Below are 18,712 nucleotides of genomic sequence, written 5' to 3' on the forward strand. Positions count from 1 at the left end.
GAGAGTCAGCGCGGCGCCTGCAGCATCTGCTGCAGGGCCACGGCGATGTCGGCGAATGCGCGGTTGAGATCGCCGCTGCCGGTGCCGGCATCCTGTGCACGCCCCTGCGCACTGACGATGATCTTCAGCGAACGCAGCAGACGCGCAGCGGCCTCGGCCTGCGGGTTGCCGCTGCGCATCGCCGCCAGCAATGCCTGTACCGCGGGGTTGTCCAGGTTGATGTACAGGCGCGACACCTCGCGCGTGGCGATGCGCGCGGTGAACTGGCGCGCCAGCCGCAATGCCGCCATCGAGACGCGCTTGTCGTTGTCATCGTCTTCGAGGCGGCGCTTGAGTTCGGCTTCGCGGTCGGGCACCACCACCACCGGCAGCTCGATCGGGCTGAAATGCGCAGGCAGCAGCTGCTCGCCATCGCCCAGGTGCTGCTGAAGCCATGCGATGTCGGCCTCGGGCAGGCTGCCGGCCTTGAACAGCGCGCGATTGCCCTGCTCGGTGCCCAGCTCGACCAGGCGCATGCCCTTGGCCTGCGCCCAGCGCCGCAGGAACGGCACCACGGCGTAGCGATGGCCATGCGCGACGGGAACGCCCATCGCCCGGAACAACATTTCCTCGAAGCCGCCGCCGCTGTCCAGGATCACATGCAGCGCGCCGCGTGAGGGCAGCTCGCTGGCTTTCATGTCGCCCTGCGAGGTCGGCAGGCGCACATGCTCCATCAGAAGCTGGAACAGGCGCTCATCGCACAGTGCCGCGCCGAGCAGCGCTTCGTTGTGGCGGGCCAGGACCCGGCGCCATGCCTCCGGCTGCTGGCGCGCCACCTCGGCCAGGCCTTCGATCAGGGCTTCGCCCAGCGCGTGCTGGACCGAGCGGTAGGCCTCGTCGCGCTGCAGGTCTTCGCGGCTGGCAGTGGGGGTGAGGCGGTTGGACTCGATCACCCCGCCGATGAACCCGGCCCACGGCGGCAGCAGGTCGCGCGCGTCGTCGTCAAGCAGCATGCCGCGCACGAACACGGACAGGTTGCGGTTGTCGCTGGTGCCATAGGTGGCACCGTCCTGCACCCACAGCAGGCCCACGCCATCGCTGCCGGGCGCGGCACGCACGGGCACGGCGCAGATGGGTTCGAAGTTGCGCTCGAAGCGCGCGGCGAATTCCACCGCGCGGCGCTGCGCCTGCAGCGGGTGCAGCACCACGCCATCGCGGGGGCGCCACGGCGGCGGCTCGGGGTTGATCGGCTGCGCGTCGTGGCCGATATGGATCGGTTCGCCCAACAGCGCACAGTAGCGGCCGAGGATGTCGCGCAGATGCGCGTCCTGGGCCAGGTGCTGGAAGTCCGCGTGCAGCTCCAGCAGCACTTCGGTGCCGATCGCACGCGCCGGCATCGGCGACACGGTGTACTGCTCGGCGTTGCTGGACACATAGCAATGCCCCAGCGTCGGGGTCTGGTAGGACGTGGTGCGCAGCGTCACCCGTCGTGCCAGCACGAAGGCGGACAGGAAGCCCAGGCCGAACATCCCGATCAGGCCTTCATCGTCCTCACCGGCCTGGCGCAGGCCGCGGGTATAGCCCACGCCCACGGTAGCCAGGTAGTCGTGGATCTCGCGCTGGGTCAGGCCCGCGCCGGTATCGATGATGCGCACGATGCCGTTGCCGGCATCGCCATGCACTTCTATACGCCCCGGCTCGACCCACTCAGGTTGCTCAAGACGGCGGCGGACCAGGGAATCGTGCGCGTTCTGGACCAGTTCGCGCAGGGCGACCACCGGGGTGGAATACAGATGCTTGCCCAGAACCGTCATCAACCCATTGAGATCGACACCGGCACGACGGATTTCAGTGGCGCCGGCGGCGTCGAGGGTCGTCTCTTCCATGTAATCGTTTTCTCCGGGGTGCGTGCCCCGGCGTCGAAATGAGCCGGGGCGAGGAAGCGCCGGGAAAACTAGCACAGCCCTGTGTGATTGCGGCTGCGTCGTGGCGCCGTCATCGAGGCCCTCACCGGCGCGCCGGGAAGGCCCGCAGCCTTGGCAGCAAAAGCCCCGGGTGCCCTTGCCTCACTGGGTGGCGGATGAACTGCAGCTGTGCGCCCTGCCACTCACAGCGCGTCGATCGCCTCCGACAGCCGCTCCACCGCGATCACCTCCATGCCCTTCACGCTGCCGGTCTTCGGCGCATTCGCCTTGGGCACGATCGCGCGTTTGAAGCCATGCGTGGCCGCTTCGCGCAGGCGGTCCTCACCGTTGGGTACCGGACGGATCTCGCCGGACAGGCCGACCTCGCCGAACGCGATCGTCTTCTCGGCCAGCGGCCGGTCCTGCAGCGAAGACAACACCGCCAGCAGCACCGGCAGATCGGCCGCGGTCTCCTGCACGCGGATGCCACCGACCACGTTGACGAACACGTCCTGGTCACCGACCAGCACCCCGCCGTGGCGGTGCAGCACCGCCAGCAGCATCGCCAGCCGGTTCTGTTCCATGCCCACCGCGACCCGGCGCGGGTTGGACAGCGGCGAGGCATCCACCAGCGCCTGCACTTCCACCAGCAGCGGACGGGTGCCCTCGCGGGTGACCATCACGCAGCTGCCGGGCTGCTGGGTGCTGCCACCGGACAGGAAGATCGCGGAGGGATTGGAGACTTCCTTCAGCCCCTTCTCGCCCATCGCGAACACGCCCAGCTCGTTGACCGCGCCGAAGCGGTTCTTGAACGCGCGCAGCAGGCGGAAACGGCTGCCGCTCTCACCTTCGAAATAGAGCACCGCATCGACCATGTGCTCGAGCACGCGCGGGCCGGCGATGCCGCCCTCCTTGGTCACGTGGCCGACCAGGAACACGGCCGTGCCGGTCTCCTTCGCGAAGCGCACCAGCCGTGCCGCGCTCTCGCGCACCTGGCTGACCGAACCGGGGGCCGCGGTCAGCGATTCCGTCCACAGGGTCTGTACCGAATCGGCCACGATCAGCCGCGGCTTGGCCACGCTGGCATGTTGCAGGATCGCTTCGACCTGGGTTTCGGCCAGGGCATTGACGTTGTCCAGCGGGAGATCCAGCCGCACCGCGCGGCCGGCGACCTGCGAGAGCGACTCCTCGCCGGTGATGTACAGCACCGGCAGCGTCGCGGCCATCTTCGCCACCGCCTGCAGCAGCAGGGTGGACTTGCCGATGCCCGGATCGCCACCGACCAGCACCACCGCGCCTTCGACCAGGCCGCCGCCGAGCACGCGATCGAACTCGCCGATGCCGGTGCTCACCCGCAGGTGCTCGGTCTGCTGCACGTCCTTGAGCGCCATGATCTTCGGCGCGTCGACCTTGCCGGCCCAGCCGGAACGGCGCGACGCCGGCGAGGACTTGGCGGGCGTGGCGCTTTCCAGCGTGATCTCGCTGAGCGTGTTCCAGACCCCGCACTCGGTGCACTGGCCCTGCCACTTGCTGTATTCGGCGCCGCATTCACTGCAGACGTAAGCGGTGAGTCGCTTGGCCATGTCCACTTCCGCTTCAGAATCGATGGGGCAGGATAGCCGAGCCGCGTCGCAGCAACCGAGACGCCGGGCGTACGCGCTCAAGATTCCGGCCCCGGTGCCGATACTGCGGCGGGCCACTGCCCCTCCTTCAATCTCTCCAGGTTTCTCCATGACCGGCACCTACAGCCAGAGTCTTGTCGTGTTCTCGCTGCTGGTCGCCATCCTCGCCTCGTATACGGCGCTGGACATGGCCGGTCGCCTGGCCAGCACCCGTGGCCGGGTCGCCCGCTGGTGGCTGGCCGGTGGCGCGGGCGCGATGGGCCTGGGCATCTGGTCGATGCACTTCATCGGCATGCTCGCCTTCGATCTGCCGATCCCGGTCGGCTATGACCTGGCGATCACCCTCTACTCGCTGGCGGTGTCGGTCGGCGCCTCGGCCTATGCCCTGTGGCTGGTCTCGCGCGCTGAGCTGCCGTGGTCGCGGTTGTGTGCCGGCGCGGTGCTGCTGGGGCTGGGGATCGCGGCGATGCATTACCTGGGCATGGCCGCGCTGGAGATGCAGCCGGGCATCGACTACGACCCGCTGTGGTTCACCGCCTCGATCCTGATCGCCATCGGCGCGGCCGGTGCGGCGCTATGGATCGCGTTCCGGCTGCGCCTGGAACAGCGCCGTCCGTTCCTGCTGCGCGGCGTGGCCTCGCTGGTGATGGGCCTGGCGATCGTCGGCATGCACTACACCGGCATGGCGGCGGCCACCTTCCCGGAAGGCGCGCTGTGCGGCGCGGCGTACGGCCAGGGGATCGATACCAAGTGGCTGGCGGTGCTGGTGATCGTCACCACGCTGGCCACGCTGGGGATCGCATTGATCGCCTCGGTGTTCGATCGCCAGATGCGTACCCGCACCGGCCTGCTCGCCGATTCGCTGGCCCAGGCCAACGAAAAGCTGATGCAGGCCGCCCTGCACGACCCGCTGACCCAGCTGCCCAACCGCATGTTGCTGCAGGACCGGATCGAACAGGCCATCGAAAAGGCACAGCGCCGGCAGTTCAGCTTCGCGGTGATGTTCTGCGACCTCGATGGATTCAAGGCGATCAACGATGCCTACGGCCATCAGCTCGGCGACCAGCTGCTGATCCAGGTCAGCGAACGGATCACCGCGCTGCTGCGCGCGCAGGACACCTTCGCACGCCTGGGCGGGGACGAGTTCGTCATCGTGTTCCAGGTGGAGGATCCCGAGGACGCGGCCGTGGTCGCCGAACGCATCATCGCCAGCGTGGCCGAGCCCTTCGAGATCGACGCACTGGAACTGCAGGTCAGCGCCAGCCTCGGCATCGCGCTGTACCCCGCCGATGCCAGCACCGAGCGCGACCTGATGGCGCACGCCGATGCGGCGATGTACCACACCAAGGACTCGGGTCGGAACGGCTATACCTTCTTCACCCAGTCGCTCAACGTGAGCGCCAACCGCCAGCTGAAACTGCTGCAGGAGCTGCGCAAGGCGGTCAGCCGCAGCGAGCTGGTGCTGCACTACCAGCCCAAGTTCCAGGCCAACGGGAAGTCGCTGATCGGCGCCGAAGCACTGGTGCGCTGGCAGCACCCCGAGCTGGGCCTGCTCTCGCCGGATGCGTTCATCCCGATCGCCGAGCGCAGCGGATTGATCCTCTCCATCGGCGACTGGGTCCTCGACCAGGCCTGTGCGCAGCTGCGCCACTGGCACGATGCCGGGCACCCGGACTGGACCATGGCGGTGAATCTGTCGCCGCTGCAGTTCGGCTCCAGCACGCTGCTTGAGACCGTGCAGCGCACGCTGGACAAGCATGGGCTGGACCCGAAGCGGCTGACCCTGGAGGTCACCGAGACCACCGCGATGCGTGACGTGGAAGCCAGCCTGCTGATCCTGCACGGACTGACCGCGATGGGCGTGAACATCTCCATCGATGATTTCGGCACCGGCTACTCCAGCCTGCTCTACCTCAAGCGCATGCCGGCCACCGAGCTGAAGATCGACCGCGCCTTCGTGCACGACCTGGAAGACAACGCCGAAGACGCCGCGATCGTCTCCTCGATCATCGCGCTGGGCCGCTCGCTGCAGCTGCAGATCGTCGCCGAGGGCGTGGAGACCGCCGGTCAGCGCCAGTATCTGAGCGACATGGGCTGCGATCAGCTGCAGGGGTATCACCTCGGGCGGCCGGTCGATGCCGTGGAGTTCATGCGGCTGGCCAAGGCGGCATAGCACGCGGCACTTTCGCCAGCGCATCGCCCAACAAAAAGGCCGCCCGAGGGCGGCCTTTCTGCGTGTGGCAACGTCGAAAAGACGTCAGTGCATCATGTGCACGTTCATGTTGTGCATGACCCACAGCGAACCGGCGACGATGATGCCGATCACCACGACGGTGAAGGCCGCCGCGCTGACGTTCCAGCGCTGTTCCGAGGAGCGGTCCAGGTGCAGGAAGAACACCAGGTGCACCAGGATCTGCAGCACCGCGGCAACGACGATGATGACGCCGGTGGTGAAGCGCGGCAGGTCGCCATGCATGACCGCCCAGAACGGGATGATGGTCAGCACGGCGGCCAGGACGAAGCCGATCAGGTAGGACTTGACGCTGCCATGGCTTTCGCCGGCAGCGCTGTGGCCATGATCGTGTGCGTGATTGTCATGTGCGGCCATTACAGCGCTCCATTCAGATAGACGACGGAGAACACGCCGATCCAGATCAGATCCAGGAAGTGCCAGAACAGGCTCAGGCACGCCATGCGGGTCTTGTTGGTCTGGGTCAGGCCGTTCTGCTTGATCTGGATGAACATGATCAGCAGCCACAGCAGACCCGCGCTCACGTGCAGACCGTGGGTACCGACCAGCGCGAAGAACGCCGACAGGAACGCACTGTGGTCCGGACCGTAGCCCTGATGGATCAGGTGGTTGAACTCCCACACTTCCATGCACATGAAGCCGAAGCCCAGCAGCCAGGTCAGGGCGAGCCATGCGTACATCTGGCCCACCTTCTGCTTGTGCATGGCGATCATGCCCAGGCCGAAGGTCAGCGAGGAGACCAGCAGCAGCGTGGTTTCCCAGGCGACGAAGGACAGTTCGAACAGGTCCTTCGGGCCGGGGCCACCGTCGGTGCCGCCGGACAGCACGATGTAGGTCGCAAACAGCGTGGCGAAGATGAGGCAATCGCTCATCAGGTACACCCAGAAACCGAAGACGGTATTGCCGCCGGTGTCGTGGTGCTCGTGGTCGTCATGGCCGTGGGCCGCCGCGTGCGCGGCGTGCCCATGGTTCATGGTGTTGGGGATAGTGGTGCTCATGCCTTCAGCTCCGATTTCACCAGGCCCTGCGCCACCAGGTGGCGACGGTGCTCATTCTCGATCCGCTCCACTTCCGCGGCCGGCACGTAGTAATCCACGTCCTTGTCGAAGGTGCGCCAGATGAAGGTGCCGATCATGCCGACCAGGCCCACGATCGCCAGCCACCAGATGTGCCAGATCATCGCGAAGCCGAACACCAGGCTGAAGGCGCCGATCACCACACCGGTGCCGGTGTTGCGCGGCATGTGGATGTCGGTGTACTTGGCCGGGCGTTCCCATGCCTCACCACGCTGCTTGCGCTCCCAGAACTCGTCCAGTTCGTTGACGCGCGGCAGCGAGCCGAAGTTGTAGAACGACGGCGGCGAAGAGGTTTCCCACTCCAGCGTACGGGCGTCCCACGGATCGCCGGTCAGGTCGGCGGTCTTCTTGCGGTCGCGGATCGACACGGCGATCTGGATGATCTGGCACAGGATGCCGGCGCCGATGATGAAGGCACCGCACATGGCGATGATCAGCAGCGGCTGGTATTCCAGGTTCGGGTAGCTCTGCATGCGGCGGGTCATGCCCATGAAGCCCAGGATGTAGAGCGGCATGAACGCGACATAGAAGCCGATGAACCAGCACCAGAACGCGCGCTTGCCCCAGGTTTCGTTGAGGCGGAAACCGAACATCTTCGGCCACCAGTAGGTGATGCCGGCGAACATGCCGAACACCACGCCGCCGATGATGACGTTGTGGAAGTGGGCGATCAGGAACAGGCTGTTGTGCAGCACGAAGTCGATGGCCGGGATCGCCAGCATCACGCCGGTCATGCCGCCGATGGTGAAGGTGACCATGAACCCGATCGTCCACAGCACCGGGGTCGTGAACTGCACGCGACCGCGGAACATGGTGAACAGCCAGTTGAAGATCTTCACGCCGGTCGGGATCGAGATGATCATCGTCGTGATGCCGAAGAAGGCATTGACGTTGGCACCCGAGCCCATGGTGAAGAAGTGGTGCAGCCAGACCAGGAACGACAGCACGCCGATGCAGGCCGTCGCGTAGACCATGCCCTTGTAACCGAACAGCGCCTTGCGCGAGAACGTGGCGATGACCTCGGAGAACACGCCGAAGGCCGGCAGGACCAGGATATAGACTTCCGGGTGACCCCAGATCCAGATCAGGTTGATGTACAGCATGGCGTTGCCGCCACCGTCATTGGTGAAGAAGTGCGTGCCGAGGTAACGGTCCAGGGTCAGCAGCACCAGGGTGATCGTCAGCACCGGGAAGGCGGCGATGATCAGCACGTTGGTGACCAGCGCGGTCCAGGTGAAGATCGGCATCTGCATCAGCTTCATGCCGGGCGTGCGCATCTTCAGAATGGTGATGAAGAAGTTGATGCCGCTCAGCGTGGTACCCAGGCCTGCTACCTGCAGGCCCCAGATGTAGTAATCGACACCTACCCCTGGACTGTATTCCTTGCCTGACAACGGCGGGAAGGCCAACCAGCCGGTCTGCGCGAACTCACCGACACCCAGCGAGATCATCACCAGGCCCGCGCCCGCCACGAACAGCCAGAAGCTGAGCGAGTTGACGAACGGGAAGGCGACGTCGCGTGCGCCGATCTGCAGCGGCACGACGACGTTCATCAGGCCGGTGATCAGCGGCATCGCCACGAAGAAGATCATGATCACGCCGTGGGCGGTGAAGATCTGATCGTAGTGATGCGGGGGCAGCACGCCCTCGTTGCCGCCGGCGGCCATCGCCTGCTGGATGCGCATCATGATCGCGTCGGCGAAGCCGCGCAGCAGCATGACGAAGGCGACGATGAGGTACATCACGCCGATCTTCTTGTGATCCACCGAGGTGAACCACTCTTTCCAGAGATAGCCCCACAGCTTGAACTTGGTGATCAGGGCCAGCACGAGCAGGCCACCGATCCCCGCGCCGATCAGCGTGGTGATGATGATCGGATCGTGCGGGATGTCGGCAAAGGTCAGTTTACCCAACAGATTCATGGTCATTCTCCCGAGCCGTCGTGACCGGCGTGGCCGGCTGCGGCGTGCTCGTCTGCAGTGTGTGCGGCGTCCGCGGCAGCGGGCTGGTCGGCATGGACCGGCAGCTTCGCAGCGTCGTCGTGGGCTCCGCTCATGGCCTGCATGTCGTGGCCTTCATGGCTTTCGCCCTCGGCGCCGTCATGCTTCATTGCCTTGTGGTCGTGCTTCATGCCGTAGTGCTGGTTGTCGCCCATGTGCTTGGCGATGACCCAGTCGAACAGGCCGGCCTCGGTGGTGCCGTAATAGGTCACCGGGTGCCAGTCGTGGTTCTTCTCGGCGACCAGCGCAGCGAAGGCGGTCTTGTCCAGGGTCGCGCTTTCGGCACGCACCTTGGTCAGCCACTGTTGGTACTCCGCCTCGGTCACCGAGTGCGCGGAGAAATGCATCTTGCTGAAGCCCGCGCCGCTGTAGTGCGAGGACATGCCCGGGAACTCACCGGTCTCGTTGGCGATCAGGTGGAGTTTGGTCTCCATGGCCGTCATCGAGTAGATCATGCTGCCCAGGTGCGGGATGAAGAATGCATTCATCACCGAATCGGACGTGATCTTGAAGTTCAGCGGGGTATCGACCGGGAAGGTGATCTCGTTGACGGTGGCGATGTTCTCTTCCGGATAGATGAAGAGCCACTTCCAGTCCAGCGAGATGGCTTCGATCACCACCGGCTTCTTGTCCGAGTCCAGCGGACGGTACGGATCCAGCGCGTGCGAGGAACGCCAGGTCAGCACGGCCAGCACCAGCACGATCATGCACGGGATCGACCAGACCACCACTTCGATGGCCGTGGAATGCGACCACTTCGGCTCGTAACGGGCCTTGGTGTTGGTCGCACGGTACTTCCACGCGAAGGTGAGGGTCATGATGATGACCGGCACGACAACCAGCAGCATGAGCACGGTGGCCGTGATCAGCAGGGTCTTCTCGTCGTGGCCGATCTGGCCCTTGGGGTTGAGGATGGCCGAGTTGCAGCCCGTCAGGAACACGGACAACGCAAACAGCAGGCCCGGACGCAGGAAGCGTCCAAGGGGTTTCAACGGAATCATCGGTCGATCCAATTGCGTAGGGAATGCCAGTTCAAGCCCGCCTCCGTCCCAGCCAAAGCCGGTGGTGCCGGTCCAAGGGGACAGGCACGAAGGACGATCATGTCAGCCTTCTAATTTTAGGCCGTCACGCATCATTTAAGAAAGGCATTGACAATGATCCAGCGCAGGAAAGGCCTGTTTTAGGCTGCGACACGTTGTCGCAGTGCCGGGCAATGACCCGATTCGGCAACCTTCCGGCCCCTTGTATAGACATGAACGGGTCAGGTCCGGGTCCGGGTGGCCACCGTACACGCACCGGCGGTCGGCGTCATCGGCGGCGGCGCTCAGGGGGCCAGCACCCGGTTCGCGCAGTCCGCCCCCCTGACGAAGTCGGCCAGGTTGCCCAGCGTGATCTCCGAGATCTCCTGCAGCGCCTCCACCGTGAAGAAGCCCTGGTGCCCGGTCACCAGCACATTGGGGAAGGTCATCAGGCGCTGGAACGCGTCATCGTCGATGATCTCGCCGGACCAGTCCTGGAAGAACAGCCCGCTCTCCTGCTCATAGACGTCGATGGCCAGGTGCCCCAGGCGGCGGGACTTCAGCGCGCGGATCACCGCATGGGTATCCACCAGCCCACCCCGCGAGGTATTGACCAGCATCGCCCCGGGTTTCATCCGGGCAAGTGACGCGTCGTCGATCAGATGATGGGTGTCCGGCGTCAGCGGACAGTGCAGCGAGACGACATCCGATCGCGCGAGCAGCTCGTCCAGCGCGACCGACGCGCCGATGGCGGCGAACGCGGGCGACGGATACGGATCGTGGCCCAGTACGGTGCAGCCCATGCCCTTGAAGATGCGGGCGGTCGCCAGCCCGATCTTGCCGGTCCCCACGATGCCCACGGTTTTGCCGTGCAGGGTGCGGCCCAGCAGGCCATCGAGCATGAAGTTGCCCTCGCGCACCCGGTTGTAGGCGCGGTGGGTGTGCCGGTTGAGCGTCATCACCAGCGCCAGCGCATGTTCGGCCACGGCCTCGGGCGAATAGGCGGGCACGCGCGCTACGAACAGGCCCAGCTGGCCGGCGGCGGCCAGGTCGACATTATTGAAGCCTGCACAACGCAGCAGCACCGCGCGCACGCCCAGTGCATGCAGCGCCTGCAGCACCGGCGCATCCAGCCGATCATTCACGAATACGCAGACCGCTTCGCAGTCCTGCGCCAGTGCCGCGGTATGTACCTCCAGCGCGGCGTCGAAATACAGAAACTCGAAGGACTGCCCTGCCCCGCGGCGTTGATTGGCTTCCTCGAGAAACCGCTGGTCATACGGGCGGGCGCTGAATACTGCGATCTTCATGAGGCGGATTCCCGGGAGTTCGAGCATGACGATACCGCAGTACACTCCGGCCAACTGCCTGGAGACCGCCGTGTCCCTGACTGCCCGCCTGCTCCGCTGGACCGCCACGCCGATGGGCCGGCGCGCCCTGTTCGCGCTTACTGCCGCGATCGTGACCCTGATGGCCTGCAACCCACTGCTGGTGCCACTGCTGCCCGTGGTGGATGCGCTGGGGCTGGATGTACTGCTCCTGCTGATCGGTGCGCAGGCGATGACACTGTTGCCGTGGGTGCGGCTGCATGCCAGCCGTATCGCCCGCGTCGCCGCCCGTTTACTGCTTGGTGCGCTCGCAGGTTTCATCGGCGGCTATCTGCGGCAACTGGTCTTCGGCAATGGCGCGCGTTGGACCCGCACGCGCGCGTGACCTAGTATTCGGCACTTGCCGGACGCCATGGGTGGATGTGCGTGGAGAGTTTTGAGCGGTTCAACGGGCGCCGTAGCGGCGCGGGCAAGGACGTCGCGATCCTGTCACACGGCTTTGGTACCGATCAGACCGCATGGAACGCACTGCGTCCCTGGTGTGAAGCGCGCTTTGATGTGATTTCCTTCGATCTTGCCGGCTGCGGCCCGCACGGTGCGCAGACATACGATTTCGAACGACACGGCGCGCTGTTCGGGTATGCCGACGATCTGATCGACATCCTCGACGAACTGGACGTGCGTGACTGCACCTACATCGGCCACTCGATGAGCGGCATGATCGGCGCGGCGGCTGCCGTCGCGCGGCCGGACCTGTTCGAGCGGCTGGTCATCATCGGCGCATCGCCGCGTTATCTCGACGATGACGGGTACACCGGCGGCTTCAAGCCGCAGGACCTGGACCAGTTGTTCGACAGCATGCGCGCCAACTACCAGGCCTGGATCGCCGGCTTCGCCCCGATGGTCGTCGGCGTGGAGGACAGCGCGGTCGTCGCCGATTTCTCCAATACCCTGTTCCAGATGCGCCCGGATATCGCACTCAATACATCGCGCACGATTTTCACCTCCGATCTGCGCAGCCTGGCCGCGCGGGTCTCAAGGCCGGTCCACCTCATCCAGACCGCACACGACGTGGCGGTACCGGTCGCGGTCGGCCACTGGCTGGCCAACGCGATCGAGGGCGCCACCCTGGATGTGATCGATGCCTCGGGTCATCTTCCGCACATGACCGCGCCCGATGACGTCATGCGCATTCTCGAACAGCGACTGGCAGGCACCGCGTTGTGACGACGTCCGACAGTGACGCCCTGGCCGCGCTGTGCCAGTTCGCCCGCCTCGCCTCCCACGCCGACCTGGTGATGGCAGTGGAAGTGGACGCCGGTGGCAGGGCGACATGGGCGGTCGCGGCCCCGGCGCTGCCCTCGTCGAGCTTCAACCTGACGCGCAGCGGTCTCCTCGAACACACCTGGAGCGGTGAAGCCGTCGACGCAACGGGGTTCCGGCTGCCGACGGCGATCATCCATGCACTGGAAGGCCTCCCCACCCACCTGCTCTACGTCCCGGCCCCGTCGCACGGGGCGCCGCTGAGTGGCCTGCTGCTGCTGTGGCGAAGCGCCCCTGCACCTGCAGCGCTGAAGGCGCAGGTGCCGCTGCTGGCGACGAGCGTGGCCCGCCTGCTGTCCGCGCGGCGGGAGGCCGCACGCGGCGCGATCGTCCGCAATCAATTCCTCGATCTGTTTGAAAGCGTGCCGGCGGGCATCGTCCTGATCGATGGCGATGGCGTGGGCGCCGCCGTCAACGAGCACGCTGCGGAGCTGCTGGGGTGCGCCGCGGGCAATCACCGCGCGGCGGACGTGGCCGGCCCGATGCGCGCCCTGCGCCAGCGCTGCGACAACCATGCCGAGCTGGAGCTGGCCTACAGCGCCCAGATGAACAACGATCAGTTCGCCGCGAAGCAGAACTGGACGCTGGGCGAACGGACCTTCGAGGTGGATACCCACCGGGTACGCGGCAACGGCGCACACGGGCGCATCTGGCTGTTCACCGACGTCACCGCCGATCTGCTGATGGCGGCGGAACTGCGCCGCCTCGCCTCCTCCGATCCCTTGACCGGCGTGCCCAATCGCCGTCATTTCGAGGAATGCTCTGCGCAGATCATCGCCGCCCGTGAGGCGAACGGCCGTGCGGTCGCGGTGCTGATGGTGGACGTGGATCACTTCAAGAAGATCAACGATACCTACGGCCATCCGGTCGGCGATGAAGTCCTCAAAGTGGTCGCCAGGCGTTGCCGGGATGCCCTGCGGGAGCGCGATCTGTTCGCCCGTTTCGGTGGCGAGGAATTCATCGCGCTGCTGGCCGCCTCCGCCGTGGATGAGATTCCCGCCGCCGCCGAGCGACTGCGCAGCGCGGTCGCCGCCGAACCCATCCTGGTGGGCAGCGAACGTATCGCTGTCTCCGTCAGCGTCGGCGGCGCGATCGGCGAGGCGTTGCCGGGCAGCGACCAGAAACTGCTGGAAGAGCTGATCTCCCGCGCGGATGAGGCGCTGTATGAGGCCAAGACCAGCGGGCGGAATCGGGTCCGGATGGCCGAACTGCGGCCGGACCTGTTCGCCCCCTGAGGCACGCGGGCGGCACTTGTCCGCGCCAGCCTAACACTGTTAGATTCGCCGCCTAACATCGTTAGGCAGGACCAGCAGTGCGTCAACCCATCGCGCGGGAAAACATCGTCGAGGCGGCCTTCCGGATCCTCGACGAGGCCGGCCTGGAGGGGATCACCCTGCGCAAAGTCGCCTGCTCGCTGGGCATCCGCGCGCCGTCGCTGTACTGGCACTTCAAGAGCAAACAGGCGCTGATCGATGCCATGGCCGATGCCATGATCTGCGACGTCGCCCGTGACATTCCCGTCGGGCAGCCATGGCGGCAGACCCTGCTGCAGATCGGGCGCGAGTTCCGCCTGGCGTTCAAGGCACGCCGCGATGGTGCGCGGGTCTATGCCGGCACCTTCCTGGCCACCGAGAACGTGCTGCGGGTGGGTGAGGCGAGCATCGCCGCGCTGATCGGGGCGGGCGCCTCGGCACGCTTCGCCGCGACCACCTCGATGGACCTGGTGTATTACACGATGGGCTTCGTCATCGAGGAGCAGTCCTGGCCCGGCGACGGCAGCATGGAGGCGCTGGGCGAGGCGTTCATGGCCCTGGCCGAAGCGCGCTTCCCGCATTGCTGGCAGGCCCGTGATGTGTGGAGCGAAGTCGATTTCGACGCCCGCTTCGAGCAGGGGCTGGGCCTGATGCTGGACGGCATCGCACTGCGCCTGTCCCGCGGATCCTGATTCCCCCACTCCTTTTTCTCCCGCTGTTCCGACCCGGAAAGCCACTCAATGCGTGCACCCTCCTTCCGCAGTATTTCCCTGATCCTGGTCGCCGCGCTGCTGTCCGCGTGTGGCGGCAAGGACGACAAGGCGTCGGCCGACGCCACGGCCGCCAGTTCGGCGCTGCCGGTCTCGCTGGCGCCCGCGCAGCAGCAGACCATGGCGCGCACGGTGCTGGTCTCCGGGCCGGTGACCGCCTACGAGGAAATGCAGCTGGGCGTGGAGATCAGCGGCCAGCGGGTGACCGCGCTGCTGGTGGACGTGGGCCAATGGGTCAAGCAGGGCCAAGTGCTGCTGCAGGTGGACCATCGCACTCTGGACAGCGAGCTGGCGCAGGCCGACGCCTCGCTGCGGCAGGCGCAGGCCTCGCAGGAACTGGCGCGGATGAACTACGAGCGCAGCGCCAAGCTGGCCGCGCAGCAGCTGATCAGCGAAAGCAGCCTGGACGAACTGCGCGCCTCGCGCATCAATGCCGAAGCGCAGACCTCCACCGCACGCGCCGCGCGCGATGCGGCCAAGTTGCGCCGCGACTTCGCCGACCTGCGCGCACCGGCCGACGGCCTGATCTCCAAGCGCCTGGTGCAGCCGGGCCAGGTGGTCTCCGCCGGAACCGAGCTGCTGCGCCTGATCCGCGATGGCCGCCTGGAGTGGCGCGCGGAACTGCCGGAAAACCAGCTGGCCGATGTGGCGGTAGGCAACACCGTAGAGCTGCCGTATGCCGGCCAGGTGGTCAGCGGCCGCATCCGCGCGGTCACCCCGGGTGTCGATGGGCAGACCCGCACCGGCACGATCTACGCCGACCTGCCGACGCCCGGCCCGCTCAAGCAGGGCATCTACGTGGATGGCCGCATCGTCACCGGCGACGGCCCGGTGCTGACCATCCCGACCGCGGCGATCGTGCAGCGCGACGGCCACAACTACGTGTTCACCGTGAACGACAAGCAGCAGGCCACCCGCCACCGGGTCAGCACCGGCCAGGCCGTGCAGGGCCGCACCGCGATCCTGGAAGGTCTGAAGGCCGGTGACCAGGTCGTGGTGGATGGTTCCGGCTTCCTCGGCGAGGGCGACCGCGTGCGCGTAGTGGCCGCGACCAAGGCCGCCGCACGATGAACATCTCTGCCTGGGCGATCAAACGCCCGTTGCCTGCGCTGCTGATCTTCTTCGTGCTGTGCGTGGCCGGCCTGTGGGGGTTCCATCAGCTGCCGGTGGCGCGCTTCCCGGACATCGCCTTCCCGATGACCACGGTCACTGTCACCCAGCCCGGCGCCTCGCCGAGCCAGCTGGAAGCCGAAGTGACCCGCAAGGTCGAGGACTCGGTGGCGACGGTCAACAACGTCAAGCGCGTGATGTCCTCGGTCAGCGAAGGCATCAGCACCACCACCATCGAATTCCAGCTGGAGGCCGACCTGGCCACCGCGCTGGACGATACCCGCGATGCGGTCACCCGCATCCGCACCGACCTGCCGCAGGACATCCAGGAGCCGGTGATCTCCAAGGTCGATATCGGCGGCTCGCTGATGACCTATGCGCTGGTCGCACCGCACATGACCACCGATGAGGCCAGCTGGTTCGTCGACCGCGACATCTCGCGTGCGATGTACGGCGTGCCCGGTGTCGCGCGTGTCACCCGCGTGGGCGGCGTGCAGCGCCAGGTGCGGGTGGATCTGGATCCCAATGCCCTGATCGCGATGGGCATCACCGCCGGCGATGTATCGCAGCAGCTGGCCCGCATCCAGGTGGAGCGCGCCGGCGGCAAGACCGAAGTCGAGGGCGCGCAGCAGACCATCCGCACGCTGGGCACCGTCGGTGACGCACAGGCGCTGCGCGACTACTCGATCGCGCTGCCGGACGGGCGCGCGGTGCGGCTGTCCACGCTGGCCACGGTGACCGACGGCGCCGCCGACCCGACCGAAGCGGCCCTGCTGGACGGCAAGGGCGTGGTGGCCTTCTCGATGTCGCGCACCCGCGGCTCCAGCGAGGTCAAGGTCGAAGCCGGCGTGCATGACGCACTGGACAAGATCAAGGCAGAGCATCCGGGCATCGACTTCCGCCTGGTCACCACGGCGATCGATGAGACGCACCGCTCCTACGATTCCTCGATGACCATGCTCTGGGAAGGCGCGTTGCTGGCGCTGCTGGTGGTGTGGCTGTTCCTGCGCGACTGGCGGGCGACGTGGGTGTCCGCGCTGGCGCTGCCGCTGTCGATCATCCCGACGTTCGCGGTGATGTACTTCTTCGGCTTCACCCTCAACATCATCACGCTGCTGGCGCTGTCCGTGGTGGTCGGCATCCTGGTGGACGATGCGATCGTGGAGATCGAGAACATCGTGCGCCACCTGCGCATGGGCAAGCCACCGCTGGAAGCCGCGCGCGAGGCGGCCGGCGAGATCGGCAACGCGGTGATCGCCACCTCGCTCACCCTGGCCGCCGTATTCGTGCCGGTGGCCTTCATGCCCGGCATCGCCGGCAAGTTCTTCCGCGAGTTCGGCTGGACCGCCGCCACCGCCGTGCTGTTCTCGCTGCTGGTGGCGCGCCTGCTCACGCCGATGATGGCCGCCTACCTGCTCAAGCCGCATGGCGAGGAGAAGCCGGAATCGAAGCTGATGACCTGGTACCTGGGCTGGGTGGACGCCGCGCTGCGCCATCGCGGCCGCACGCTGTGGCTCGCCACCGGGTTGTTCGTCGCGTCGCTGGCGCTGGTGCCGTTCATCCCGGCCACCTTCATCCCGCAGTCCGATCTGGGCCGCAGCAACCTCAACCTCGAACTGCCGCCGGGCACGCGCCTGCAGGAAACCGTGGCCGTCGCCGAGCACGCGCGTGCGCTGCTCAAGGACATGCCCGAACTCAAGCAGGTCTACACCGCGGTCGGCGCCGTGCTCGACCTGGGCGACCCCAGCGCAACCGGCGTCGGTGAGCCGCGCAAGGCCACCCTCGTGCTCGACTGGGGCACCACCGACACGCGTGAGCGCGACCAGCGCGTGCTGGAGCGCGAGGCCCGCCAGCGCCTGGCCGACCTGCCCGGCGTGCGCGTCAGCTATGTCAGCTCCGAGCCGGGCAACCTGCTGCAGCTGGTGCTCTCCGGTGACGACCCGCAGCGCCTGCAGGATGCCGCCACCGCGCTGGAGCGCGACCTGCGTGGCATCCAGGGCCTGGGCAGCGTGACCTCCACTGCCTCGCTGCTGCGCCCGGAACTGCAGATCGTGCCGAACCCCGCCCGCGCCGCGGACCTGGGTGTGGCCACCGCCGATATCGCCGAGGCCGCCCGCATCGCCACGGCGGGCGATTACGAGCAGCGCCTGGCCAAGCTCAACCTGCCCGACCGCCAGGTGCCGATCCGGGTCGGCTTTGCCGAAGCCACGCTGGCCAATCCGGGCCTGATCAGCCAGTTGCGCGTGCCCGGCCGCAATGGCCCGGTTCCGTTGGCGGCCGTCGCCGACATCCAGCAGGGCAGCGGCCCGTCGCAGATTTCGCGCTACCAGCGCCAGCGCAACGTGACTCTCACCGCCGAGCTCAACGGCCGCCCGCTGGGCGATGTGATGACCGAGGTGCAGGCCCTGCCGAGCGTCAAGCAGCTGCCGCCGGGCGTGACCTTCCTCAATACCGGCGATGCGGAAGTGTTCGTCGAACTGTTCATCGGCTTCATGCTGGCGATGGCGGCAGGGTTGATCTGCATCTACATGGTGCTGTTGCTGCTGTTCAACCACGCCCTGATGCCGATCACCATCCTTGCCGCGGTGCCGCTGTGCGCCGGCGGTGCGTTCGGCGCGCTGCTGATCACCCAGAACATGCTCTCACTGCCGGCGCTGATCGGCCTGCTGATGCTGATCGGCATCGCCACCAAGAACTCCATCCTGCTGGTGGACTACGCGGTGATGGCCGAAGACGAACACGGCATGAGCCAGCACGATGCGCTGATCGATGCCTGCCGCAAGCGCGCACAGCCGATCATCATGACCACCCTGGCGATGGGCGCGGGCATGATGCCGATCGCGCTGGGCTTTGCCGGTGACTCCAGCTTCCGTGCACCGATGGCGATCGCCGTGATCGGCGGCCTGATCACCTCGACGCTGCTCAGCCTGATCGTGATTCCGGCCGCTTTCACTGTGGTCGATGATGCGGGCGACTGGCTGTCGCGGAAGTTCCGGCGGCGGTCGTCGCATCCGGCTGTCGGCGGTGCGGAGTGAGCTGACCCGCCACGCCGCCCAAACAAAAAGCCCCGGCCAAGG

General features: G+C 66.6%; 14 protein-coding genes. 7 read left to right on the forward strand and 7 right to left on the reverse strand.

Features of this window, described 5'->3' with window-relative positions; all coding sequences use genetic code 11:
• Nucleotides 1-5: 5 nt before the first annotated feature.
• Nucleotides 6-1,865 (reverse strand): ATP-binding protein, encoded by a 1,860-nt coding sequence (locus ABE434_RS16330; RefSeq protein ID WP_346479574.1) that lies wholly within the window; start codon nt 1,863-1,865, stop codon nt 6-8.
• Nucleotides 1,866-2,086: 221 nt separating this feature from the next.
• Nucleotides 2,087-3,466, reverse strand: a complete 1,380-nt coding sequence (gene radA, locus ABE434_RS16335; protein WP_346479575.1) for a DNA repair protein RadA — start codon at nt 3,464-3,466, stop codon at nt 2,087-2,089.
• Between the two features lie 148 nt (nt 3,467-3,614).
• Between radA and ABE434_RS16340 the strand changes: the two genes are divergently transcribed.
• Complete coding sequence (locus ABE434_RS16340) at nt 3,615-5,678, forward strand: EAL domain-containing protein (RefSeq protein ID WP_346479576.1); 2,064 nt, start codon at nt 3,615-3,617, stop codon at nt 5,676-5,678.
• 84 nt (nt 5,679-5,762) lie between these two features.
• Here ABE434_RS16340 and cyoD read toward each other — a convergent pair whose 3' ends face one another.
• From cyoD to ABE434_RS16365, 5 genes are all read right to left on the reverse strand, one after another.
• A complete protein-coding gene (cyoD, locus tag ABE434_RS16345) occupies nt 5,763-6,113 on the reverse strand; it encodes a cytochrome o ubiquinol oxidase subunit IV (protein WP_121043457.1) in 351 nt (116 codons plus the stop codon).
• Entirely contained in the window at nt 6,113-6,754 is a 642-nt protein-coding gene (gene cyoC, locus ABE434_RS16350) for a cytochrome o ubiquinol oxidase subunit III (protein WP_046272182.1), read from the reverse strand. Before cyoC ends, cyoD begins: the two co-directional genes overlap by 1 nt.
• Entirely contained in the window at nt 6,751-8,748 is a 1,998-nt protein-coding gene (gene cyoB / locus ABE434_RS16355) for a cytochrome o ubiquinol oxidase subunit I (protein ID WP_176990137.1), read from the reverse strand. Before cyoB ends, cyoC begins: the two co-directional genes overlap by 4 nt.
• A gap of 8 nt (nt 8,749-8,756) precedes the next feature.
• A complete protein-coding gene (gene cyoA / locus ABE434_RS16360; protein WP_176990043.1) occupies nt 8,757-9,833 on the reverse strand; it encodes a ubiquinol oxidase subunit II in 1,077 nt (358 codons plus the stop codon).
• 323 nt (nt 9,834-10,156) lie between these two features.
• Complete coding sequence (locus tag ABE434_RS16365; protein ID WP_346479577.1) at nt 10,157-11,161, reverse strand: 2-hydroxyacid dehydrogenase; 1,005 nt, start codon at nt 11,159-11,161, stop codon at nt 10,157-10,159.
• A 70-nt stretch (nt 11,162-11,231) separates the two neighbouring features.
• Here ABE434_RS16365 and ABE434_RS16370 point away from each other — a divergent pair, with 70 nt between their 5' ends.
• The 6 genes from ABE434_RS16370 (at nt 11,232) to ABE434_RS16395 (ending at nt 18,670) form a co-directional block, all read left to right on the forward strand.
• Nucleotides 11,232-11,564 (forward strand): hypothetical protein, encoded by a 333-nt coding sequence (locus tag ABE434_RS16370; protein WP_346479593.1) that lies wholly within the window; start codon nt 11,232-11,234, stop codon nt 11,562-11,564.
• Nucleotides 11,565-11,599: 35 nt separating this feature from the next.
• A complete protein-coding gene (locus tag ABE434_RS16375) occupies nt 11,600-12,406 on the forward strand; it encodes an alpha/beta hydrolase (protein WP_346479578.1) in 807 nt (268 codons plus the stop codon).
• Nucleotides 12,403-13,737 carry a sensor domain-containing diguanylate cyclase gene (locus tag ABE434_RS16380; protein ID WP_346479579.1) on the forward strand — a complete coding sequence of 445 codons (1,335 nt, stop codon included), beginning with the start codon at nt 12,403-12,405 and terminating at the stop codon, nt 13,735-13,737. The genes ABE434_RS16375 and ABE434_RS16380 overlap by 4 nt, the downstream gene beginning before the upstream one ends.
• Before the next feature lie 77 nt (nt 13,738-13,814).
• Nucleotides 13,815-14,447 carry a TetR/AcrR family transcriptional regulator C-terminal domain-containing protein gene (locus tag ABE434_RS16385; protein ID WP_346479580.1) on the forward strand — a complete coding sequence of 211 codons (633 nt, stop codon included), beginning with the start codon at nt 13,815-13,817 and terminating at the stop codon, nt 14,445-14,447.
• Nucleotides 14,448-14,495: 48 nt separating this feature from the next.
• Nucleotides 14,496-15,596 carry an efflux RND transporter periplasmic adaptor subunit gene (locus ABE434_RS16390; RefSeq protein WP_176990048.1) on the forward strand — a complete coding sequence of 367 codons (1,101 nt, stop codon included), beginning with the start codon at nt 14,496-14,498 and terminating at the stop codon, nt 15,594-15,596.
• Nucleotides 15,593-18,670 (forward strand): efflux RND transporter permease subunit, encoded by a 3,078-nt coding sequence (locus ABE434_RS16395; protein ID WP_346479581.1) that lies wholly within the window; start codon nt 15,593-15,595, stop codon nt 18,668-18,670. Before ABE434_RS16390 ends, ABE434_RS16395 begins: the two co-directional genes overlap by 4 nt.
• The last annotated feature ends 42 nt before the right edge of the window (nt 18,671-18,712 follow it).

Origin of the sequence: Stenotrophomonas sp. TWI1183, assembly GCF_039673115.1 — a bacterium.
GTDB classification, from domain to species: Bacteria; Pseudomonadota; Gammaproteobacteria; order Xanthomonadales; family Xanthomonadaceae; genus Stenotrophomonas; species Stenotrophomonas maltophilia_AA.